This is a genomic window from Neobacillus sp. D3-1R (assembly GCF_052180215.1).
Lineage (GTDB): Bacteria > Bacillota > Bacilli > Bacillales > Cytobacillaceae > Pseudoneobacillus.
This window is the reverse complement of sequence record NZ_CP197471.1, coordinates 1320172-1341748: the sequence shown is the minus strand read 5'-3', so window position 1 is coordinate 1341748 and position 21577 is coordinate 1320172. Positions and strand designations below refer to the sequence as shown.

General features: G+C 34.5%; 24 protein-coding genes. 6 read left to right on the top strand and 18 right to left on the bottom strand.

All coding sequences use genetic code 11. The features are described 5' to 3' along the window. Positions 1-27: 27 nt before the first annotated feature. The 3 genes from ACSBPO_RS06805 to ACSBPO_RS06795 all read right to left on the bottom strand — a co-directional run bounded on the left by ACSBPO_RS06805 (position 28) and on the right by ACSBPO_RS06795 (position 1957). Positions 28-771: an SDR family NAD(P)-dependent oxidoreductase gene (locus ACSBPO_RS06805; RefSeq protein WP_442600327.1), complete on the bottom strand. Its 744-nt coding sequence runs from the start codon at positions 769-771 to the stop codon at positions 28-30. Between the two features lie 122 nt (positions 772-893). Continuing rightward, a complete protein-coding gene (locus tag ACSBPO_RS06800) occupies positions 894-1496 on the bottom strand; it encodes a cell wall hydrolase (protein ID WP_442599296.1) in 603 nt (200 codons plus the stop codon). 266 nt (positions 1497-1762) lie between these two features. Then, the gene (locus ACSBPO_RS06795; RefSeq protein WP_442599295.1) at positions 1763-1957 is read right to left on the bottom strand and encodes a hypothetical protein; all 195 of its coding nucleotides are present in this window, start codon (positions 1955-1957) and stop codon (positions 1763-1765) included. A 266-nt stretch (positions 1958-2223) separates the two neighbouring features. Between ACSBPO_RS06795 and ACSBPO_RS06790 the strand changes: the two genes are divergently transcribed. Beyond that, positions 2224-2412 carry a YkvS family protein gene (locus ACSBPO_RS06790; RefSeq protein ID WP_442599294.1) on the top strand — a complete coding sequence of 63 codons (189 nt, stop codon included), beginning with the start codon at positions 2224-2226 and terminating at the stop codon, positions 2410-2412. A gap of 207 nt (positions 2413-2619) precedes the next feature. On the opposite strand, the gene ACSBPO_RS06785 is transcribed toward ACSBPO_RS06790, so the two are convergent. Continuing rightward, the gene (locus tag ACSBPO_RS06785) at positions 2620-2742 is read right to left on the bottom strand and encodes a DUF6254 family protein (RefSeq protein WP_442599293.1); all 123 of its coding nucleotides are present in this window, start codon (positions 2740-2742) and stop codon (positions 2620-2622) included. 227 nt (positions 2743-2969) lie between these two features. Between ACSBPO_RS06785 and ACSBPO_RS06780 the strand changes: the two genes are divergently transcribed. Next, the gene (locus tag ACSBPO_RS06780; RefSeq protein WP_442599292.1) at positions 2970-3626 is read left to right on the top strand and encodes a CPBP family intramembrane glutamic endopeptidase; all 657 of its coding nucleotides are present in this window, start codon (positions 2970-2972) and stop codon (positions 3624-3626) included. Between the two features lie 34 nt (positions 3627-3660). Continuing rightward, positions 3661-4323 (top strand): hypothetical protein, encoded by a 663-nt coding sequence (locus ACSBPO_RS06775; RefSeq protein ID WP_442599291.1) that lies wholly within the window; start codon positions 3661-3663, stop codon positions 4321-4323. A 29-nt stretch (positions 4324-4352) separates the two neighbouring features. Here the strand turns inward: ACSBPO_RS06775 and ACSBPO_RS06770 are convergent, their stop codons facing one another. After that, positions 4353-5390: a YkvI family membrane protein gene (locus tag ACSBPO_RS06770; protein ID WP_442599290.1), complete on the bottom strand. Its 1038-nt coding sequence runs from the start codon at positions 5388-5390 to the stop codon at positions 4353-4355. A gap of 250 nt (positions 5391-5640) precedes the next feature. Here ACSBPO_RS06770 and ACSBPO_RS06765 point away from each other — a divergent pair, with 250 nt between their 5' ends. Continuing rightward, complete coding sequence (locus tag ACSBPO_RS06765) at positions 5641-7788, top strand: AAA family ATPase (RefSeq protein WP_442599289.1); 2148 nt, start codon at positions 5641-5643, stop codon at positions 7786-7788. 48 nt (positions 7789-7836) lie between these two features. On the opposite strand, the gene ACSBPO_RS06760 is transcribed toward ACSBPO_RS06765, so the two are convergent. From ACSBPO_RS06760 to ACSBPO_RS06745, 4 genes are all read right to left on the bottom strand, one after another. Next, positions 7837-9531, bottom strand: coding sequence for a M3 family oligoendopeptidase (locus ACSBPO_RS06760; protein WP_442599288.1), 1695 nt, complete (start codon positions 9529-9531; stop codon positions 7837-7839). A gap of 106 nt (positions 9532-9637) precedes the next feature. Next, on the bottom strand, positions 9638-10075 hold the full coding sequence (locus ACSBPO_RS06755) for a MarR family winged helix-turn-helix transcriptional regulator (protein WP_442599287.1): 438 nt from the start codon (positions 10073-10075) through the stop codon (positions 9638-9640). 222 nt (positions 10076-10297) lie between these two features. Beyond that, on the bottom strand, positions 10298-11443 hold the full coding sequence (locus tag ACSBPO_RS06750; RefSeq protein ID WP_442599286.1) for an MFS transporter: 1146 nt from the start codon (positions 11441-11443) through the stop codon (positions 10298-10300). A 269-nt stretch (positions 11444-11712) separates the two neighbouring features. Then, positions 11713-12237, bottom strand: coding sequence for a hemerythrin domain-containing protein (locus ACSBPO_RS06745; protein ID WP_442599285.1), 525 nt, complete (start codon positions 12235-12237; stop codon positions 11713-11715). Between the two features lie 197 nt (positions 12238-12434). On the opposite strand from ACSBPO_RS06745, the gene ACSBPO_RS06740 reads away from it, so the two are divergent. Then, entirely contained in the window at positions 12435-12782 is a 348-nt protein-coding gene (locus tag ACSBPO_RS06740; RefSeq protein WP_442599284.1) for a hypothetical protein, read from the top strand. Positions 12783-12983: 201 nt separating this feature from the next. On the opposite strand, the gene ACSBPO_RS06735 is transcribed toward ACSBPO_RS06740, so the two are convergent. Genes ACSBPO_RS06735 through ACSBPO_RS06720 form a run of 4 tightly spaced genes read right to left on the bottom strand, consistent with a single transcriptional unit; the run spans position 12984 to position 16451 of the window. Then, positions 12984-13268, bottom strand: a complete 285-nt coding sequence (locus tag ACSBPO_RS06735) for a ferredoxin family protein (protein ID WP_442599283.1) — start codon at positions 13266-13268, stop codon at positions 12984-12986. After that, positions 13268-14566, bottom strand: a complete 1299-nt coding sequence (locus tag ACSBPO_RS06730; protein ID WP_442599282.1) for an FAD-dependent oxidoreductase — start codon at positions 14564-14566, stop codon at positions 13268-13270. The genes ACSBPO_RS06735 and ACSBPO_RS06730 overlap by 1 nt, the downstream gene beginning before the upstream one ends. Beyond that, the gene (locus ACSBPO_RS06725) at positions 14559-15590 is read right to left on the bottom strand and encodes an electron transfer flavoprotein subunit alpha/FixB family protein (RefSeq protein WP_442599281.1); all 1032 of its coding nucleotides are present in this window, start codon (positions 15588-15590) and stop codon (positions 14559-14561) included. Before ACSBPO_RS06725 ends, ACSBPO_RS06730 begins: the two co-directional genes overlap by 8 nt. A 36-nt stretch (positions 15591-15626) precedes the next feature. Then, positions 15627-16451 (bottom strand): electron transfer flavoprotein subunit beta/FixA family protein, encoded by an 825-nt coding sequence (locus ACSBPO_RS06720; RefSeq protein ID WP_442599280.1) that lies wholly within the window; start codon positions 16449-16451, stop codon positions 15627-15629. Positions 16452-16958: 507 nt separating this feature from the next. On the opposite strand from ACSBPO_RS06720, the gene ACSBPO_RS06715 reads away from it, so the two are divergent. Continuing rightward, positions 16959-17690, top strand: a complete 732-nt coding sequence (locus ACSBPO_RS06715) for a ZIP family metal transporter (RefSeq protein WP_442599279.1) — start codon at positions 16959-16961, stop codon at positions 17688-17690. 44 nt (positions 17691-17734) lie between these two features. On the opposite strand, the gene ACSBPO_RS06710 is transcribed toward ACSBPO_RS06715, so the two are convergent. From ACSBPO_RS06710 to mtnW, 5 genes are all read right to left on the bottom strand, one after another. Continuing rightward, on the bottom strand, positions 17735-17998 hold the full coding sequence (locus tag ACSBPO_RS06710) for a Spo0E family sporulation regulatory protein-aspartic acid phosphatase (protein ID WP_442599278.1): 264 nt from the start codon (positions 17996-17998) through the stop codon (positions 17735-17737). A gap of 238 nt (positions 17999-18236) precedes the next feature. Continuing rightward, the gene (locus ACSBPO_RS06705) at positions 18237-18770 is read right to left on the bottom strand and encodes a cupin domain-containing protein (protein WP_442599277.1); all 534 of its coding nucleotides are present in this window, start codon (positions 18768-18770) and stop codon (positions 18237-18239) included. 231 nt (positions 18771-19001) lie between these two features. Next, entirely contained in the window at positions 19002-19631 is a 630-nt protein-coding gene (locus ACSBPO_RS06700; RefSeq protein WP_442599276.1) for a methylthioribulose 1-phosphate dehydratase, read from the bottom strand. Further along, positions 19624-20295, bottom strand: coding sequence for a 2-hydroxy-3-keto-5-methylthiopentenyl-1-phosphate phosphatase (locus ACSBPO_RS06695; protein ID WP_442599275.1), 672 nt, complete (start codon positions 20293-20295; stop codon positions 19624-19626). Before ACSBPO_RS06695 ends, ACSBPO_RS06700 begins: the two co-directional genes overlap by 8 nt. Then, a complete protein-coding gene (gene mtnW / locus ACSBPO_RS06690) occupies positions 20295-21509 on the bottom strand; it encodes a 2,3-diketo-5-methylthiopentyl-1-phosphate enolase (protein ID WP_442599274.1) in 1215 nt (404 codons plus the stop codon). Before mtnW ends, ACSBPO_RS06695 begins: the two co-directional genes overlap by 1 nt. Between the last annotated feature and the right edge of the window lie 68 nt (positions 21510-21577).

Genomic DNA, 21577 nt, shown 5'->3' with positions numbered 1-21577 from the left:
TTTCGTATCAGATATTAATTACGACTTTCATTCTTCATATATCATCTTTTTTGTCATTCCTCCATCAATCGTGATATTTTCACCATTCACAAAATCATTTTTAGCATCACATAAAAAAATACAAGCTCTTGCGATATCGTCTGGTTTACCTACACGATTTGATAAATGTTGAGAGTGATCGATTGGTTTAAGTTCATCATAATTTACGGTTTCAATCCAACCTGGACTAATGCAATTCACTGTTATGGCGTGAGGGCTTAATGTGTTGGCTAGTGCATGAGTTAAAGCCACAATACCTCCCTTTGATGCACTATAAGCCTCAGTATTGGGTTCTGACATAAATGCTCTAGTAGAGGCTATGTTTACAATCTTCCCTCCATTTTTCTTCATAAGTTTAGCTGCTTCTAAAGAACAGAAAAAATATCCTTTTAAATTTGTGTCCATCACATCATCCCAGATTTCACTTGTCATTTCCCAGAAGGAGTGAAATTTTGATATTCCAGCATTGTTAATTAAGATATCAATACTTCCAAATAATTCGTATGTAAACGTCATTAGATCTTTAATTTCGTCTAAATTTTTCACATTCGTTTTTTTAAACTCAACTATCTTCTGCTTTTTTTTCAGTTCGTTTTTGAGTTTATTACCATTCTCCTCGTTTATATCTGCTATCACTATATTTGCATTTAATTCAGCAAATTGTCTTACAATTGACCTGCCAATACCGTTTGCTCCACCTGTTATAATGACTGTTTTCCCTTTAAAACTCATCATGTCACCTTCTCTTAAAATATGGAAAAGGACGGTTATTAACCGTCCTCCAACAAAAAATATACTTAAAAAAACCTATTCATCATTATACTATATTCTTTACAGGAAAATCATTTCACCTATTATTTTGCAAAGCGATGATTTCCGATAGTTACTGTTACTTCACGGGAAAAAATCCATTGACTAACTGCTGTTTTTGGATTGTAAAAGAATAATGAGCCACTACCTTGTCCTCTAAAAGCTAAAGCTTCATTGACAGCTCTCTTAGAAGCAGCATCGGCAGGCTGATTGATCTGTCCATTTTGCACTGGTGTGAACGCATAATGTCCGTTTGAGATTTGATAAATAACAGATCTAATAGAGTTTGGGAAATTAGGGCTAGATACACGATTTAAAATAACAGTAGCTACTGCCACTTTACCTGCATAAGGTTCCCCGACTGCTTCTGCACGGACTAAACGTGCCATTAAATCTTTGTCTGCTGCAGAAATAGTAGAACTTGGAATGATCAGGTTTTGTCCAGCTAATAAATAGGAGCTATTTGTGTTATTTGACTTCATTAATGTTTTAACAGGAATTCCATACTTAACTGCAATTTTCCAGTAAGTCTCACCAGATTGGACTTTATGAGTAGTTGTTGCTGCTTCTGTATAGTGATTTGCAGTAAATGCTGACATTGATAGAATTAATCCAGCTGCAATTACTAGTTTCTTTAGTTTTTTCATTTATAATTACCTCCTAGTAGTTGTTTCGCTCTACTACTAGACTAGCAGTTGTAATATTTCAATTCATGGTCCAAAAAATGGTAAAGACTATAAAGGTCTACCAATCCTTTGTCAGTAAAATGCTTACACAGATATAAGAAATATTATCCAAGAAACTTTCATCAACTAAAAATTTCCAAGTTAGGATAAAAGTAGAGCAAATTTTACATTATGTTTCAATCATGTTACCAACCATTCTATAAAAAAAGCTACCATATGGTAGCTTTTTAGCTTCGAGGAACTTCTAGATAGTGATAAACTGCTGCACCACCTCGTTGAGCAATACCACGAAAATGTTTAAAGTCCTCTCTTTTCACAAGAACTTTACGGAAAACTAAAAAATCCTCTTTGGAGACATAATATTCGTTTATTACACCATTTTTTAATTGATCTAGCCGTTCATTAATTAAATCCGCATTCACCTTTATCACCTACATTTATTCATATATAGTAGATTATCATATTTTTTTAAAAATCGATGAAGGAATAGACAAAAATATCAATTTATAATTTTCTGATAAATTAGTTTAATTCATTTGTTTTTTATGTTAAAATAATCTAAAACTTTGACAAATTTTTGAATATTAATGTTTGTATTTTTTCCAAAATGATTGAAAATTCTTTACGAAAGGAACATTTTAGTGCAAACTGATAATATTGCAATTGGCGTGTAAAGGAGAGGAAATGGTTGAAAAAAGCAGAAGTTGGTAATGTCATCGAATTTAGAGAGGGCTTACAAGGTATTGTAGAGAAAGTAAACGAAAACTCTGTCATCGTTGATCTCACTTATATGGATAATTATCGTGATTTGGAACTTGACCAACGGACAGTTGTTAACCATAAAAACTATAAAATTATTAAAGAAAAAGCTATTTAAAGAGAAACCTAAACAAGCATATTCATATGCTTGTTTATTTTTTACCTCTTCATAGTTCTAGATCCTATTATTTTTGAAAACTACATTAGAAAAATGTTTGTTTCTATTAATATCGGGTATATATATAAGTAGTATGCCTAATATAAATGATAAAATAGGAAAAAAACAATGCCGACAGGAAAAAACTCACTGTCAGCATATTAAGGATTATTCTTTTTCAGGATTTGCTCCATTTGCAAGTTCTTTAAAAGAATTTACTTTACCGTGAGGATTTTGGTCTTGTTTACGGACAGTCCAAGCTCTTTCCTTCTCTCTTTTTGCTCTAGTCATTTAACCATACTCCTTTCCTGTTATCTAGAATCTTATTTACTAATGATGTGAATGACACATGTGGACTTCGCTAACAATATCTTTACTTACTGAAGACGAAGATTAGTAAACAGTCATAGCATAATCATTTTTTATCCTTTTTATTAGAATTAGTTTATTTTCCTTTTTACATATCCTTTGTATTTTTTTGTTAAAATAAGTTGATAGAAATAAGGAGTCATTTTTCAATGAAAAAAAGCATGCTTGATATCCGTCTTGTAATCGGATTTTTGCTTGCTCATCTTCTTTTCTTCTTCATATCTAAGCACCATCAAGTTTTCTGGTACATGTTTACGGCAAGTATGCTTATATTAATAAGTTATTCCATTATAAAAGAAGAAGTAGATGATGCAGTTTCGATACGGGGTTATTTGACCTATGGTATGATTTCAGGATTCCTCCTATTTGTTCTATTTTTTTTAGGTAATCAAGTTCTTAATTTAATAAAAATCCCTGTCCAGGATCAAATAGTAAGATTATATGATTTATTTTCCCCAACGTTATTTTGGCATTTTATCTCATTACTATTAATTGCTGTACCAGGGGAAGAAATATTTTGGAGAGGTTTTATCCAAAAACGATTGTTACAAACTGGATTTTGGAGCAGTATTCTTATTTCATCCTTCATGAATGCATCGATTAATATATACACAGGTGAATGGATTTTAGTATTTGCAGCTCTATTGTCTGGAATCTTCTGGGGATTCTTATATGCATGGAAAAGAAGTTTACCACTCGTAATTGTTTCTCATTTAATATTCGATTTATTTATATTTTTTATTTTTCCACTAGAAAATTTTCAAAACGATGTAACACTTTCCCATTTTTTTCGTCAAATTTTGTAGAATTACTTCATAGTTAAATTGGGAGGAACCTATTATGAAATTTTACATACCATCATTTTTATTATCTACCATTTTTATTTTAATGGTCTCTGGATGTGGGACTACCAGTCAAGATGATTTGACTCAAACCAACGGAGCAAAAAATAAAGTGACTCTAAAAGATTCTTCAACCTCTCAAAGTGGACAGAGTACTAATGATGTTTCTGAAGAACATATCCGTATATTGGAGCAAAATCTTGTTTATCAAAAAAATGGTCAGGAGGAAAAGGACACTGCATTCCTAAAATATAGTGATAATCAAAACTATTCTATCTATGTTTTACCTGATTTTGAATTAGCTGCGGAAGAACCGTACAAAGATATCCTTTATGTAAGTAAAAATGATTCTATTTTTATGAGAATTGAATTATTGCCTGATGACGTAGATTGGAATTTAGTTAAGGAAGAAACCAGCTCACAATTAAAAGCTGTTTCTCAAACGATTAAAACTCAAACACCTGTGGATGATGAATTTTTCAAAGATACCATTATTTTAGAGGCTGCTAATGAGGAAGACATCGTGACATCCTATTTAGTTAATAATGAAGACTTACAAATGAAGCTAACCATTTTTAACAAAAAACAAGAAGACTACCGAGATGCGCTGTTACAAATGGCAAAGACTATTATGAAAGAAACAAATAAAAACGCTGGATAAAGAGTAAAATTCTCTTTATCCAACGTTTTTTATTTTGGCAATGGTTTCATCCACAATAGTATAAAAAATAGCAAGCTGATATAGCCAAATAACGGATATAAATAAGAGAGTAAAGTACTATAATCGACTAAACTAATAAAATAAGTAACCATAAATATAAAACATACGATTACAATACTTGGCATTGCGATATATCGTTTTAACTGACGCTCTAATCCAAAGACATTGCCAATCACGGAGGTGAATATCTCACCATAAATAATGAGGATAAAAATCCAATAAAGACCTGAAGCAATGTTTTTCATTATGACAGCCATCGGAATTTCATAGGATTCAAGATTCGGAAGCATAACAAGTGTGATATGACTTGATATTAATATTAATGTTAATGCTATCCCGCCAAGTATCCCTCCCCAGCGAATAGTTCGATCATCTTTAATTTCTGAGGCAACTGGAACCAATACTGCTTGAGCTAACCCTAAATTTAAGGCAGAATATGAAAACGGAGTAATTACTGTCTTCCATCCATCTTCCACAAAAGGTATAAAAAGAAAGTTCTCGATAAAGTTAGGCATTTTTATAGATAAAATCATTAACAGTACGCTAAACGATATCATCATTGGAACAACAAACGTATTAACTGCAAATATCCCCTTAATTCCAACAAGCATGACAATAAAAGAAAGGGCTATAGTTACAATGATTCCTATCATTTTATTTATACCTAGCTGTTCTTGAAATATAGCACCTGCCCCTGATAGCATCACTGCACAAACTCCAAGAAGCATAAATAACATTAAAACATTTATGAACATTCCTATATATTTACCAAACAAATATTCATTAAATTCCTGATAAGATTTTGCACCGATTATGGCAGCTGTTCTCATTAATTTAGACCCTAAGAATATGAGTAAGTAGCCACTCATTAATATACTAATAAAACCAAAAAAGCCAAATCGGGAAAAAAACTCTACAATCTCTCTTCCAGTTGCAAAGCCGGCACCCACCACAGTACCTACATATACAGCTGCAATTTGACAGGCAGCTCCCCAATTCGTTTTCACTGCATCTCCTCCTTCCTTTTATGTATATGAAGAAAAGGACAAACAATGACGAGCTCTTTTGGTTCAAATAAAATTTCCTTTCATTCCCTGTGCAAAATACTTGAAAGTCAAAATAGGTCAAATTATACTATGGTTACAAAGGTCAAAATAAGTCAAACCATTTTGATCTTCTTTTAACCTATCTAAAATTTATAATTTTATTTTTAATATATTTCTCTAAACATTTGAAATCATTGGGAGGAATGGAAAAATGATGTGTCAAAATTGCCAAGAAAAAAGTGCAAAATATCAGATTCATTTGAATGTCAATGGACACAAACAAAGCTACCGTCTTTGTCAGGAATGTTATCAAAAACAAAATGAAAAAATGCCAACACCAAATGGCTTAAAAGGTAAATCTTCTTCTCATTTTCCTTTTGAAGATTTCTTTTTCAAGAATATACAGTCACCTTCTTATTTCAATCATCATGAAATGACATATGAAGATCCTCAAAATAAGACTGCTTCAAATGGAAATAGCTTTTTAAATCAATTTGGCCGTGATTTGACTCATATGGCAAAAGCTGGTTTAATCGATCCTGTTATTGGCCGTGAAGAAGAAATTAATCGTGTCATTGAGACCCTAAATCGCCGTAATAAAAATAATCCCGTTTTAATCGGAGAACCCGGTGTTGGGAAAACAGCTATTGCAGAAGGATTAGCTTTAAAAATAGCGGAAGGTTCCGTTCCAAATAAACTATTAAATAAAAGTGTCTATTTATTGGATGTAGCATCTTTAGTCGCGAATACAGGTATCCGGGGTCAATTTGAAGAAAGAATGAAGCAGTTAATTACAGAACTCCAACATCATAAAAATATTATCTTATTTATTGATGAAATTCACTTAATAGTTGGGGCAGGCTCTGCTGAAGGTTCAATGGATGCTGGGAATATTTTAAAACCAGCTCTAGCGCGTGGAGAACTGCAGGTAGTTGGAGCAACGACATTAAAAGAATACCGAAAGATAGAAAAAGACCCTGCTCTTGAGAGAAGATTCCAACCAATCCAAGTACAAGAGCCGACACCTGAACAAGCAATTGAAATTTTAAAAGGAATTCAAGGAAAGTATGAAAAGTATCATGAAGTAAAATATACAGAGGATGCTATTAAGGCGTGTGTTACCTTATCACATCGTTATATTCAAGATCGCTTTCTTCCGGATAAAGCAATCGATTTATTAGATGAAGCAGGTTCTAAAATCAATCTTTCCTTTAGCGAAACAGATATTTCTCATATTGAGAATCGATTAAAAGAGATACACAATGAAAAAGAACAAGCTTTACAAAGAGAAGATTATGAAAAGGCTGCAAAACTCCGAGACGAAGAAACAAAGCTAGAAAATGCATTACAAGAAACACAACCTTCCAATACAGCAACTGTTGAAGCGGCACTCATTGCTGAAATTGTACAAAAGAAGACTGGTATTCCAGTTGGTAAACTGCAATTAGATGAAAATAAGAAAATGAAAAACCTAGAAGAGAATTTAGGTAAAAAAGTAATTGGTCAAGAAGAGGCAGTTAAAAAGATTGCAAAGGCAGTTCGCAGAAGCCGCGCAGGTTTAAAATCCAAAACACGTCCAATTGGTTCCTTCTTATTTGTTGGACCAACTGGAGTGGGTAAAACAGAATTAACGAAAACCCTAGCCAAAGAGTTATTTGGGTCAAAGGATGCCATGATTCGTCTAGACATGAGTGAGTTGATGGAAAAGCATAGTGTCTCTAAATTAATCGGTTCACCTCCAGGCTATGTCGGTCACGAGGAATCTGGACAACTAACGGAAAAAGTTCGTAGAAATCCTTACTCAATTATTCTTTTAGACGAAATTGAGAAGGCTCATCCAGATGTTCAACATATGTTCCTTCAAATACTTGAAGATGGCCGTTTAACAGATAGCCAAGGCAGAACGGTAAGCTTTAAGGATACAGTCATTGTCATGACAAGTAATGCAGGTGTTGGAGTTAAAAATATAACGGTTGGCTTTGGACAAAACGAAACCTACTCAGAAGCAAGTATACTTGACTCACTTAGTCATTATTTTAAACCTGAATTCTTAAATCGCTTTGATAATATTATAGAATTCAAATCGCTTGAAAAGAAACATCTTCTAGCGATTGTTGATTTAATGATTGAAGATCTGTCAGAAACACTTAGAGAGCAAAATGTTACATTGTTAGTGACAGCCGATGTTAAAGAAAAAATCGCTGAACTTGGCAATCACCCTTCATTTGGTGCCCGACCATTACGTCGAGTGATTCAGGAACAATTAGAAGATAAAATTGCAGATACCTTACTTGATAATCCCGATATGAAGAACGTCACAGTAAAACTAAGTGATGGTCAAATTGTTGTTGAGGTATAACCTTTTCCAATTAAAGAACCCAGTGAATCAATTCACTGGGCTTTTTATTTATAGTTTTTGATCGTCAACTGAATTTAACCAGTTTTCGATTTCACCAACAACTGATTCCACACATCCATCTTGGAATGGAGAGATCAATCCTGCTTCCTCCGCTAATTTAGTAAAGGATAAGCTACCCCCTAGCTGGCAAAGGTGATGATAGTCTTTCCAAGCCGATTCTTGATCTTCACGCGATTTTTTCCAGAATTGGAACGCACAAATTTGAGCAAGTGTGTAGTCGATATAATAGAATGGTGAGTTATAGATATGACCTTGTCGTTGCCAGAAACCACCGTTTTCTAAATACTCATTTCCATCATAATCTTTATGTGGTGAATATTTTTTCTCAATTTCACGCCAAGCCTGCTTTCTTTCTTTTGGTGTAGCTTCTGGATTTTCATAAACCCAATGCTGGAATTCATCAACAGAAACACCATATGGTAAGAACAATAATGCACCACTTAAATGTGCAAATTTGTATTTATCAGTATCTTCCTTGAAGAAAAGGTCCATCCATGGCCAAGTAAAGAATTCCATACTCATGGAATGAATTTCACAAGCTTCGAATGTTGGCCAATTATATTCAGGAATCTCAAAATGACGACTTGAATAAACTTGGAAAGCATGACCTGCTTCATGAGTTAAAACATCAATATCTCCAGAGGTCCCATTGAAGTTAGAGAAAATAAATGGAGCCTTATACTCATCGATGTAAGTACAATAGCCACCACCCGCTTTACCTTTCTTTGCAACAAGATCCATCAGATTATTTTCTTGCATAAAGCTGAAAAACTCACCTGTTTCTTTTGAAAGCTCTTCGTACATCTTTTGACCATTTTCAATGATCCATTCAGGGCTTCCCTTTGGAGTAGCATTCCCACTTTCAAATTTAAAGCCTTCATCGTAATACTTTAACTTGTCAACACCGATACGTTGACGTTGACGCTCTTTTAACTCGGTTGCAATAGGAACGATAAATTCCTTTACCTGATTACGGAAATTAGCAACCATTTCAGCATTATAATCCGTGCGGCTCATTCGATAATAGCCTAATTCTACAAAGTTTTTATAGCCAAGTTTTTGAGCAATCTCTGTTCGTACCTTAACTAACTCATCATAAATTCGGTCGAATTCCTCTTCATTTTCATTGAAAAATCCAAACTTGGTTTCACTAGCTAACTTTCTCATTTCACGATCCTTAGATTCAGTAAATGGATCTAATTGAGCTAAAGTTCTTTCTTCTCCCTCAAATTGGATTTTGGCAGATGCTACTAGCTTTGTATATTCAGTCGATAATTTATTTTCCTTTTGAAGTAATGGAATAATATCAGGATGGAAAGTTTTTAATTGTCCTTCTGCCAAATCAAATAGCTGGCGACCCCATTTTTCTTCTAATTCAGCACGGAAAGGTGAAGATACTAATGCTTCATAATACTCAGAAATGAGACCCTCAACCACTGGTGCAATTTCATCCATATAATCTTGTTCAGCTTTATAGAATTCATCATTTGTATCAACGGAATGACGAATTGAGCAAAGATTAAACATCGTACCAAGATGTCCTCTAATCTCATTTATCTTTTTCATGGCATCATTTTGTTTTTCGATATCATCTGCTGTCTTAAACTGTTCAAGAGAAATATGAAAGGAAGCTTTTACTTCTTCCATATTAGGTCTTGTGTATGTATATTCTTCAAATTTCATGATGAATCCCCCTTTTTATCTATTATAAAAATTCTATAACTATTTCGATACTCTAATAGAAAAATCCTCTATTTAGATAAAAAAAAACAGTCCTTATAAAGGACTGTTAATACTTTCCTACAGATAAACCAAGTTTTTTTAATAGTTCAATTGCGGTTTCTTTTTCATCAGCGGTTAAACTAGACATCAGATCATGGATTCGTTGTTCATGATCAGGAAACATATCACCAATAAATTTCTTACCCTCTTCTGTTATTTGTGCATATGTTACTCTTCGATCCTTAGGACAGGCTACTCTTGTAAGTAATCCCTTTTCTTCTAATTTATCTACCACATAAGTGATGCTGCCGCTAGCTAATAAAATTTTACCGCCAATTTGCTGAAGTGGTTGGTCTCCTTTATGATAAAGTAACTCTAGAACAGCAAATTCGGTTGGATTTAATCCTTTAGATTGTATTAATTTATTCACTTGTTCATTTATCGCTTTGTAAGCTCTGGATAGAACAATAAAAAGCTTTAAAGACTGAGTAGAGTCATTAGTCATTTCGTTTCATTCCTTTAAATAGCAATTTTATAACTATGATTCCATTTATCTTGAATTCAAAGTTATTATAGTGAATAAAAAATGCCTTGTCAATTTTTGATACTACTGTAAGGTTCAAAATAGCATGTTCCTCTTAAAAGAAAACATAGAAAAAAGGCATTCATTAAAAGTAGCACTTTTAAGAATACCTTTGAATAAAAAATAAACACTTGTTACCCAGTTTTAATTCATTCTTCTAATTTCTCTATGCCTATTTCCTAAAAAAACATAAATTAGAATAAGACTTATCCAAACCATTAAGGCACCATTTAGTAAATTAACATTAATAGCCAGGGATGTATGTTGAACGATAAGTGGACAAATTAAGAATCCAACAAAGAATCCTATTCTTGAAAATAGCCCTTGTAAGGAAAACGCTTTTCCCCGTTCATGAACAGACGTTTTTTGTAAAATGGTATTAACCGTAACCTGAGATAGCCCTTCGAAGACCCCAGATACGAATAAAAATATCAGAATCCACTCTTGACTTGTTTCTCTAAATACGAGAATCATTGCTGCTGAAAAAAAGAACAAAAATAGACAATATCGAATGAAACTATCCTTCTTATTGATCAATATTGTTCCAACCAACATTCCTGCGGAAGCAGTTGCCCAAAACAATCCATTAGTCAAGGCTTCTAGCTTGAATGTGCTTGCTAAAAAGGGTAAGGAATAATTATTTGCTGAAACTGCAAATGTATAAAATAAGCTAGTAACAACAATTATAGCGACGGGGCCTTTCTTCATGACAGAAAACAACTTTTTTCGATCGCCAAAATGTTCTTGAATTTTTGGAACTGAATCCCACCGTAAGGATACCAAATAAATAGCTGCTATCAAAAATGTTAAGCTATCGAATAAGATGACAGGCTTGTGTCCAAAAAACTCAGTAGTCCAACCACCTATTATAAATCCACAAATACTTACAATAGATCCAACTCTAACAATTAAAGCATTTATTTTTGGTGCTTCTAAATGTCCAAACATATCAGGAATAGAAGCTGAGTAACTAATATAAAAAAGTTGATTTGTACATCCAAGAATAAACGCAGCCATACAAATTGAAATTGGATGATAATAAAAAATAGGAAGTAGGACGGATAAAACATTGATTCCGTCGGTCAAAATCATTAGTTTTCTTCTGTCCACTCTGTCTATAAAACTACCTGCTATAAAGCTGGTTATGATTCCTCCAATTTGTCTAACGAGGAAAAAAGCCATCAAATACCATTCCGCATTTTGAAATGATAATAATAGTACCGATAAAGCCATAAAGTTCATTCTTGAAGCAAATTCTGAAAAACCAACTACAAATACATATTTTTTCATTTATTTCTTAACCTCCGCTTTTGGCGGCTCAGATACAACGCCCCTGTTAGGGGCGCTGTTGGATGATTTCATTCACCATCTGCTTTCCTCCTTTAACTTTTCTTCATTTTTTAATTACGTGGGTTGTATCGTTGCCTAATTTTACTTTTCTAAAAGTAATTATCTAAATTATATTAAGATTCCAAGCAAAGAACACGATAATTTTATTGTTTTGTAAAAAAAAAGAGTATACCAAAAAAAGCCTTTGATATACCCTTTTATATATTAGATTAAATTTCTCTTATTTTTATAAGGAGTTCTTCCTTTTCTTCATCTGAGAGCATTCTCTCTGCCATAGGGAAAAGTACATTTTCTTCTTTTGCAAAATGCTGTGTAAGTGTAAAATAAGCATTTTTAATTAAGTCAGCAAATATTTTCTGGTCATCTATAGAAAAAGTTGAACTTAGACTCGTTTTTTCTAAAAATGTTCCTATATAGTTTTTGGCTTGATCATGCTCATATTCCATAACCGCGATTGGTCCACCGTTTCGGCCAATGTATTTTTCCATCATTTCAAAAAGTACCCCTTCTTCTCTTTGAGAATGTGGATCCAATTCAGTAATAAAAACCTTAACATCATTAATTAATTGCTGAAATGTTACGTCTATATGATCTTCAAGTTCTATCTTTTGCGTCAGCTCAAAAAGTCCTTCTAACTTACTTAATAATGGAGTATGCTCGCTTTTCAGCTGAGCCAATCCTTCACAAAGAGAGCCCTGGCTCATGCCCCCAAATGAACTCATACAACCTTCCATAACACATAACTCCCTTCTGCATTATTACATTTTAAGTATAAACAGATAAAAGGTTAGATGTTGTGATTCACGTCACAATAGAAGATGATTCCCTGATGACAAAATAGTCAAAAAATTTTAACAAATATAAGATAAAAATCATTAAAGGCTCGCATATAATAAGCTTAGAGGGTACTATATTTATAGGAGGTTTTAAAATGAACCAACCTGATTATCGGGATTTTTATCCAAAATCTTTAATACCGATTGGAGTAAATGATCAAGCTGCACTAGAATTAATACCGTCGTATACTAAGTCTTTTCAAGCTACACATTGGTTAGTTGCCTTACAAGCAAAAGTAAAACCTGAATCAGAAGAAACTTATCACTGGCAGGTTTACCTTTTTCCAACGGATTTGGAGGGTTCATATACTTGGAGTAACCCATTATTAATTTCTAAATTTGTTAATAGTATCGACGAAGCACTTGAAATGTCAAATGAACTTGAAACATATGGCAGAGATGATTCTATTATCTCATCTAAATATATAGAAAGAATTAGTTAGACCCTTCCGCTACGAATTCCTCTTTTAGCTTCACTCTTTTTATTCCCTTATGTGAAAAAATATACATATGCAGTTAACACCGAATTCAATAATAATCCTCCTTATAAAACGAATAGCAATTTTTTGGACAGGCTTTAAGTCAAAAAAAAAAGCTACTGACGCGGATACATCAGCAACTTTATTTGATAATAGGGGGATAAATTAAGCTAACCTAAAGACGATTCCATGCCCACCCTTTGGATATTCCCATTTGATATTTTGATAAGGACAGCCGATACGGCAGCTTCCACATTCGTGGCAGCCTTCATAACCTACTTGCATTCTGGAGCCTTCCCATTTATAAACCTCAGCTGGGCAAAATACCGTGCAAAGTTTATCGGGACATTGTGTCATACAAACATCATGATCTAAGACAGTTAAATGTGACTTGGTATCACACTTAAAACGAATCAAATACTGTTTTTCTTCTAGTGTTTTTGTAGACATTATTTCACCGCCTTCCATGCGCGATACATATCTTTAATAACATTAATAGTACCTCTTTCTTTTGTGATACTGCGCATTATTTCTTTTTGCTTATCACGTTTTGGGGTACCATCAACGGTAAAGAACTTACTCATAGCCTTATTCATCATTGGAACATATTCTTTAAAATATTGAGGATACTTTTCAAACGTATGAGCCGCATCCTTATACTTTTCAAGATCCTTTATAATAAAGCTATCATATAACTTTTCTCGATAAACATTTAAACTGGATTCACTAAAATCATTGCGGTGTTTTGCTTCAATAATTGCTTCTGCAGCCATTTTCCCAGAAGACATCGCCATGTTTGAACCCTCTCGGTGAATCGCATTAACAAGCTGAGCAGCATCCCCAACTAACACGACACCGTTTCCAGCTACTTTTGGTACGGAACGATATCCTCCTTCTGGGATTAGATGAGCTAAATATTCTGCAGATTCTCCACCTTCAAGTAAAGGTTTTACCATCGGATGGTTTTTTAAATGATCTAATAAATCATATGGCTTTAATTTGGCCTTGATCATACTTGAAAGAGTTGTTCCAACCCCAATATTTAAGCTATCTTTATTCGTGTAAAGGAAAGCTGTTCCTAAATTCCCCTTTGTGGAATCACCAAAAATTTCAATCGTACAGCCTTGATTATCGGAAAGATTAAATCGTTCATTAATTTTATCCTTAGGGAGATTAATAACCTCCATTACTGTTAATGCTACTTCATCTGGACGGAACTCCTTATGGAAACCTAGTTGTTTTCCTAATAACGAGTTAACACCATCTGCTAGTACCACCACATCAGCGTATATTTCACCATCTGGTCGATCAGTACGTACTCCCACTACTTTTCCATTTTCCACAATACATTCCAAGACAACCGTTTCATTAATTAATAAAGCGCCTGCCTCTACAGCTTTTTGAGCAAACCATTGATCAAATTGTGCTCTAAGTACAGTAAAGTTATTATAGGAAGATTCTTCTCCCCACTCTAGACCTTTGTATCCGAATTGGACAACTGACTCTTTATCCATCATCCAAAAACGTTGTTCAATAACAGGTCTTTCTAAAGGAGCTTCCTTCCAAAATTCTGGAATAAGTTCTTCCATCTGCTTTCGATATAAGACCCCACCCATTACGTTTTTACTACCAGGATATTCACCGCGTTCAATTAATAGTACCTTTAAACCACTTTTTGCACATGTTAAGGCACATGCCGTTCCAGCTGGTCCAGCTCCCACAACAATTACATCAAATTTTTCAGACATAGCTCAATTCACCACCTGAAGTTTTAAGTACCTGTTTAAATTGCTCTATTAATTTAGGTAAAATTTCCATTGCATCTCCCACAATACCGTAGGTTGCTACATCAAAAATAGGTGCATTGGGATCTTTATTGATTGCAATGATAATTTCTGAATTCTTCATTCCAACTACATGTTGGATAGCACCAGAAATACCAATAGCAAAAAATACTTTAGGTGTTACGGTTTCTCCTGTTTGACCGATTTGTAGTGAGTGTGGTAACCATCCTGCTTCAACTACATCTCTTGAACCACCAACACTGGCACCAATGGTTTTGGCAAATTCATGAATTAGTTGGAAATTTTGATAATCCCCCATACCTTTACCACCACAAACAATAACATGTGCATCGGCAAGATTTGCTGTATTTGATACATCTTTCACAATCTGTAGCACTTTTGTACGCATTTCTTCTTCTTTTAAAGAAATGGTTTCTTCCATTATTTTCCCCTGACGGCTCTGGTCAGGTTCAAGAGCTTTCATCACTTTTGGTCGTACTGTCGCCATTTGTGGACGATGTTTTTTACAAAGAATGGTTGCCATAATATTGCCGCCAAAAGCTGGCCGGCTTGCTTCGAACAACCGGTTTTCAAGATCAATATCAAGCATTGTCGTATCAGCTGTTAATCCCGTACTTAAATCTGTAGCAACAGCACTGGCCAAATCTTTTCCATTTGGTGTTGCTCCATATAAAAAGATTTCTGGCTTATACTTTTCAGCTAATAAAATGACACCCTTCATATATGACTCTGTTCGATAGTCCTTTAAAACCGGATGGTCAATGATATACACTTCATCTGCACCATAATAGATTACTTGATTGGCTAATTGGCGAATTCCATCACCGAGCAACACACCCGCTAAAGGAACCTCTAACTTATCGGCTAATTTTCTTCCTGCTCCCAATAACTCCAATGATACGCCTTCAATTTCCCCTTCATTTTGTTCAATGAATACCCATACCCCTTGGTATTCTTCCAGATTCATAGAGGACCCTCCTATATCAATAAATTCTATTGAATATTAATTTGTTGCACTTGTCGTAAACAGTTCTTTTTTCTCCATTAACAGATCCATAAGCTGTTTGACCTGTTCTGTAGAATTACCTTCTAATCTTTTACCACCTTCAGGCTTAGGAGGAGTAAACATTTTTCCTACAATAGTTGGTGAGCCCTTTAAGCCTAGTTGGACACGGTCTACATTTTCAAGATCTCCTACCGTCCAAACTATGGACTCATATCTTGCTGCATTAATCATATTCGGCATAGGAGAGTATTCAATTTCATTGATTTCTTTTTCGACTGTTAACAAGCATGGTAATTGAGTTTCAATGACTTCATATCCATTTGTAAGTTTCCTCTTTATTTGAACTTTTTTATTTTTAACATTTACTTCTGAAACTTCAATCACATTTGTTACTGGAGGAATGTCGAGACGTCTAGCAATTCCAGGACCTACTTGACCTGTATCACCATCAATGGCATGTTTACCACAAATAACCATATCAATTGGTTTATCCTTCGCTATTCTTTCTAATGCCTTCGAAAGTGCGTAGCTTGTAGCAAGAGTATCTGCCCCTGCAAATGCACGGTCTGAAATAAGATAGCCTTCATCAGCGCCAATCTCAATACTTTTTTTTATGACTTCTGTTGCCTGTGGTGGACCCATTGATAAAACAGATACCGTACCACCATGTAGTTTTTTTAGTCTTACAGCCTCTTGTACAGCATGTGCATCATATGGATTTAAAATGGCTGGTGCACTACGGCGGTCAAGAGTGTTCGTTTTGGGATTAATTTTAATAATTTTGGTATCTGGTACTTGCTTGACACAGACGACAATGTGCATGAATACTAGACCTCCTCTATGGGTAGATATATTTGAAAGCAAAAGCCTTCATCATATAATTGAAAATGCTTTTATTACGATATATGTATCGTAATATAAGCATAGTACAAACGATTAAAATAAAGGGTTAACAATCTATGAACATTTGAGAGTATTTTCATACTTTGTTAAAAATTTGTAACCATTTTGACCCTTAAAATATGCTATATAGTGATGTTGTGATCCAAAAGGGTTTCACTTAATACGCTAGTAACACATGATGTAAAGATGGAAATATGTATCGTTTAGTAAAGAAGTGTAGTAGAATAGATGCATTCCATGGATGTCCAAAATTCTCATACAGAAATGTCATTCATTTTGATGGAGTAAAATTAAGAAATTGAAAATAAACTGTTTATTATACTATAAGAAATATAAAGATATAGACAATGATATAAATCACACCCATACGTTCAAATATGAAAGTTCAATAAATAATTGTCGAAATGAAGGAAAGGAACAAGTGCTATGAAGGAAGTATTGATTGGAAGCATTTTATCAGCCTTATCAACAGGTTTTGGGGCTATGATTATCCTGTTTATGAGTCAAAATGTTACACACCGGTTTCGGGATGTTTTGTTAGCCTTTACAGCAGGTGTTATGATGGCTGCTTCTACGATGGGGCTTATTCCTGAAGCTTTAAGCTACGATGGTTTTATTCCGTTAGCTATTGGAATTATTCTCGGTGTTTTTGTCTTAACTATAATGGAAAAAAATATCCCACATATAGATTTACAGCATTCAAAAAGTGGACTTAAATTTGATGAAAAGGCATTGTTAATTATCGCGGCTATTACCTTGCATAATATTCCAGAAGGCCTCTCTGTTGGAGTAAGTTATGCATCAAACCATGGAGAAACTGGGAATCTAATCGCATTTGCTATTGGGTTTCAAAATGCACCTGAAGGACTATTAGTTGCCTTATTTTTAATCAATCAAAAAATAAATAAGGTTAAAGCTTTTATCATCTCAACCTTGACCGGGGCTATTGAAATTATCACTTCTCTATTAGGGTACTACCTAACTTCTTATCTAGATGCACTTGTGCCTTATGGTCTTGCCTTTGCAGCAGGAGCCATGCTTTTCATTATCTATAAAGAATTAATACCTGAGAGTCATGGAGATGGAAATGAGAGGAATGCTACATATTCCTTTATAGTCGGCTTATTGTTTATGATTTTCATTATCGATATATTTTAAATATATATAAAAGGACTGAAAATCATTCAGTCCTTTTTTCTATCTTATATATATATAATCTCTGAGGTCAAAGAGGCTCGTGGCCATACTAACATATGCTGAACAGAAATTTTTATTTCATTTTTACTTTTTGGTTCATTGCGAAAGGTACATTGGTATTCATATATTAATTTATCTAGTTCTTGACTATAATGTAAAGTTTCTTGGCTAGTAAACCCAGTGACTTTTGCGGACAACATCATCATTTCTCTAATCTCATTGATCTCTTCTAGCATTCTATTTGAATGCACCTTGTCTGTCTGGCACAACTCTATTTCCTCCTAATCCACTTTCCACTTATACATTAAGGTACTTAATTTGTATACCTGATGAATTATGACAATAATTTGAATAAATGTAAATAGATTCGCAATATTAGACAAAACTTCCAATCAACTCTTCGGATTCGACAACAACCTTAGGTATTATATCCTATTTTTCGACACTAACACCCCTTATAATAGTCAAAAAGACCCATCACCTAAGTGAAGGGACTTTATCAAAATATTAAGCTTCTACTTCTTCTTTTTCGTAAATAGGTACCCAGCCCTCTGTTGTAACAAAGATACGAATAGCCACAACTTTTCTATCCTCTTTTAAAGTAAAGTAATGTCGAATATTCGGTGGAACAGAAATTAAATCACCAGGATTTAAATGTACCTCAAAGAAAGCTCCGTCTTTTCCTTGGATAATAAATACGCCATGTCCGCTTACAATAAAACGAACTTCGTCGTCAGTATGATGATGCTCTTTTTGGAAATTTACTAGAAGTTGTTCTAGATTCGGTGTATTTTCAGATAGAGAGATTACATCTTGAGCCTTATATCCTCTTCTTTCAGAGATAGCCGCGATTTCACCATCAAATGTATTTAATATTTCTTCTTTTTCCTCGTCAGATAGAAGATATTTCTCATTAAGATGTGCTGGAAGTTTAGTAATATCCCAGTGCTCATAAATCACTTCTTGGCTTGTTAAAAAGTCTAATACTTCCTGTTGATTTTCAATCAGATTACCGTTTTCTTGAAATTTAATATATGCCATGTCAATTCCCTCACTTTTTTTATTTTAGTCTCTGTTATATAGGAATGTTGATTTCCGCTGCAGGCACTCGCTTTCCGCGGGGCGTGCTGTGAGCCTCCTCGTCGCTGGCGCTCCTGTGGGGTCTCACCTGTCCCGCTTCTCCCGCAGGAGTCTCGCGCCTTTCGCTCCAATCAACATTGTTACAAATCGATACTGCTCTTTAACAGAGCAATATCTTAAAATTTAATTAAATTAAACTACTTTAAATAATTGGAAAGGTTTGTGTTCTAATAATCTCAGTTGATAGCGGAATAAGAATTCTGATGCTTCTAAGATTTTTTTTGCTTCGAAAGCGGTTCTTCCCCAAACTGTAATTCCATGATTACGTATTAATACAGCACCTGAGTCACCATGAATATGTTCTGAAAATGCCTTGGATAAGGTTGGTATATGCGCATAATTGCGGATAATTGGTATTTTTAATACAGCATCTTCTTCCCATTGATCAAAAGCTTTAATCAGTTCTTGGCCTTGAAAAGAAACCTCTCCTCGGTCACCGTAAATCTCTGATATAACATTGTTATCGATGGTGTGAACATGCAAGCTGCAACCAGCATTAGTTCTTCGGTAAATTTCAACATGTAATAAAGTTTCAGCAGAAGGCTTTAAATGGGTTGGGACAGCTGGTTGACCAAACTGATCTACTAATAAAAAGTCCTCATCTGTTCTTTGGCGCTTATCTTTTCCACTTGCTGTAACTAAAAATTGCAATGGCTCGTTTTGCACCTTAATAGCTAAATTTCCACTTGTGCCCATAAACCAGTCTCGGCCAGCAAGCTCATCCTTTACATCCGCTAACTCATTCCATTTTTCTTTAAACATTTGCTCGATTCACCCCAATCCATTTTTTAATTAAATCTATACAATCGTAAAACGTTTCGAACTTTTTATATTGAATGCCTAATTCTTCACACTTATCAGCCAAAAACTCCCTAGCAAAAACAAAATCCGCTTGTTTTGCTGCTTCTAAATCTGTAATGGAATCTCCAATTACGATTGTGAAATCATTTGGATTTTTTAATTTTCTAATAACACTGGGTTTGCAGCATCCACAACCGTTATCACAAAGATCATCGCAAGCATTCGGCCAAAGTATATTGATTGTATGATTCAAAAAATCTGCGCTGTTACAATATATACTAGTAAATGGTCCATATGGCTCTAAGATGGGATCTACAAAAAAGTCAATCCCCCCACTTACAACATGAAAAGGAATTCCTTCTTCCTTTGTTAACTGTAATAACTCAGGAAAACCATCACGTATGACAGCATTTTTTAAGGAAAATTGGACGATATCATTTTTTAGATTGCTTGGGAGCAACGCAAATAATTGGCCCACTCCATTTTGAATGCTAACTTTTTGAGACAATATATCGTCTTTTATTGCTTCCCATCCAGGAGGAGCAAACTCTTTCATGATCGCAATAATATTGTCTTTTTCCGTGATTGTTCCATCAAAATCACAATAAATAACAGGTCTGCCCATTATGAATTCACCTCCACATATCCCCATAACTCAAGGGCTGTCTTTAATTCTGGGTATGTTTCGGCACCTTCTATCAGAGTTTGGCCCTTCAAATGTACATCAATCGCTTGTCGAAACGCTTTTCCACCACCTATTGCACCCAATGGGTGGCCGTGAACACCACCGCCTGCATTTATGATAGAATCTTGCCCGAAATCATTAATTAATAATGGAACCAATCCAGGATGAATTCCAGCGGATGGTACAGGAAATGCTTTCTTATAGTAGGTATCTTCTTTTATTAGCTCCTGTTTAATCGATATTGCCTTCTCTTTTTCTAATGCTACAGAACCATAAGGTGATGGGAATAAGGATAAATCTGCCCCAGCATATCTCAAGAGTTTACCAAGTAAGAGTGAGTGAGATAATCCATAGGAATTAGAAGAAGTAAGGGCACCACTTACTGCTGGATGCGCCATTATTGGCAATCCAATTTCATCATCTTCACGCAATTCTTGGAGAGTATCTAGCCCATAAGCAAAAACATTAAATAATAATAAATCAGCACCTAACTCTTTCGCTTTTCGAGCTTTTTCTTTTAAACGAGAGGTCCGTCCCGATAAATTAACCGCATACAAAGTCCGATGTCCAGATTGTTCATAAGTGTTTTGTAATACTCTTTTTCCTGATAAAATTCGTTCTTCAAATGGGGTTAATCCATTATCAAAAAGGATTTCATCATCCTTTACAATGTCAACCCCTCCTAAGGCTTGTGCTTCAAGTTGTCTAGATAAGAAATTAAGATCTCTCCCGATTACACCTTTAAAGATACTCATTAGTAACGGTCGATCGTAAACACCTAATTTCTCCCTTATTCCGTTTATCCCAAACCTTGGACCTGGAAAGATATCCTTTAATTGATCAGGAAACTCTAAATCTAGTAATTTGACCTTTCCGTCCAATGATAATTTCCCAAACACTGTGGTTAACATAGCCGGAATATCTGCTGAGAAGTTTACAGGAGGATAGGCAATCTTTATAATGGCTTCCCCTTCATGTTCAGGATCTTCTTCGATAGAAACTACTTTGCCTTTATGTTTTCTTAATTGATTTTGCTCAAGTTCAGGTAGATCAGTCCATGATCCAATTGTTAATCCGAGAGCTATATCCTCTGCTTTTTTAAGTGGGCTACCCTTGATATCTTTAATAAGATACGTAGCAATTAAATCATTCATCGTAAATCTTCCTTTCAAACTCATCTGCATGACTATTCTTTGTTTGCAATTTTCACAATAAAAAAACC

What these genes read in the sequence shown, in the direction of transcription:
- ACSBPO_RS06805 (WP_442600327.1), bottom strand. Translation starts at nt 771, where the DNA reads ATGAGTTTTAAAGGGAAAACAGTCATTATAACAGGTGGAGCAAACGGT.
- ACSBPO_RS06800 (WP_442599296.1), bottom strand. Translation starts at nt 1,496, where the DNA reads ATGAAAAAACTAAAGAAACTAGTAATTGCAGCTGGATTAATTCTATCA.
- ACSBPO_RS06785 (WP_442599293.1), bottom strand. Translation starts at nt 2,742, where the DNA reads ATGACTAGAGCAAAAAGAGAGAAGGAAAGAGCTTGGACTGTCCGTAAA.
- ACSBPO_RS06780 (WP_442599292.1), top strand. Translation starts at nt 2,970, where the DNA reads ATGAAAAAAAGCATGCTTGATATCCGTCTTGTAATCGGATTTTTGCTT.
- ACSBPO_RS06775 (WP_442599291.1), top strand. Translation starts at nt 3,661, where the DNA reads ATGAAATTTTACATACCATCATTTTTATTATCTACCATTTTTATTTTA.
- ACSBPO_RS06765 (WP_442599289.1), top strand. Translation starts at nt 5,641, where the DNA reads ATGATGTGTCAAAATTGCCAAGAAAAAAGTGCAAAATATCAGATTCAT.
- ACSBPO_RS06760 (WP_442599288.1), bottom strand. Translation starts at nt 9,531, where the DNA reads ATGAAATTTGAAGAATATACATACACAAGACCTAATATGGAAGAAGTA.
- ACSBPO_RS06755 (WP_442599287.1), bottom strand. Translation starts at nt 10,075, where the DNA reads ATGACTAATGACTCTACTCAGTCTTTAAAGCTTTTTATTGTTCTATCC.
- ACSBPO_RS06750 (WP_442599286.1), bottom strand. Translation starts at nt 11,443, where the DNA reads ATGAAAAAATATGTATTTGTAGTTGGTTTTTCAGAATTTGCTTCAAGA.
- ACSBPO_RS06745 (WP_442599285.1), bottom strand. Translation starts at nt 12,237, where the DNA reads ATGGAAGGTTGTATGAGTTCATTTGGGGGCATGAGCCAGGGCTCTCTT.
- ACSBPO_RS06740 (WP_442599284.1), top strand. Translation starts at nt 12,435, where the DNA reads ATGAACCAACCTGATTATCGGGATTTTTATCCAAAATCTTTAATACCG.
- ACSBPO_RS06735 (WP_442599283.1), bottom strand. Translation starts at nt 13,268, where the DNA reads ATGTCTACAAAAACACTAGAAGAAAAACAGTATTTGATTCGTTTTAAG.
- ACSBPO_RS06730 (WP_442599282.1), bottom strand. Translation starts at nt 14,566, where the DNA reads ATGTCTGAAAAATTTGATGTAATTGTTGTGGGAGCTGGACCAGCTGGA.
- ACSBPO_RS06725 (WP_442599281.1), bottom strand. Translation starts at nt 15,590, where the DNA reads ATGAATCTGGAAGAATACCAAGGGGTATGGGTATTCATTGAACAAAAT.
- ACSBPO_RS06720 (WP_442599280.1), bottom strand. Translation starts at nt 16,451, where the DNA reads ATGCACATTGTCGTCTGTGTCAAGCAAGTACCAGATACCAAAATTATT.
- ACSBPO_RS06715 (WP_442599279.1), top strand. Translation starts at nt 16,959, where the DNA reads ATGAAGGAAGTATTGATTGGAAGCATTTTATCAGCCTTATCAACAGGT.
- ACSBPO_RS06705 (WP_442599277.1), bottom strand. Translation starts at nt 18,770, where the DNA reads ATGGCATATATTAAATTTCAAGAAAACGGTAATCTGATTGAAAATCAA.
- ACSBPO_RS06700 (WP_442599276.1), bottom strand. Translation starts at nt 19,631, where the DNA reads ATGTTTAAAGAAAAATGGAATGAGTTAGCGGATGTAAAGGATGAGCTT.
- ACSBPO_RS06695 (WP_442599275.1), bottom strand. Translation starts at nt 20,295, where the DNA reads ATGGGCAGACCTGTTATTTATTGTGATTTTGATGGAACAATCACGGAA.
- mtnW (WP_442599274.1), bottom strand. Translation starts at nt 21,509, where the DNA reads ATGAATGATTTAATTGCTACGTATCTTATTAAAGATATCAAGGGTAGC.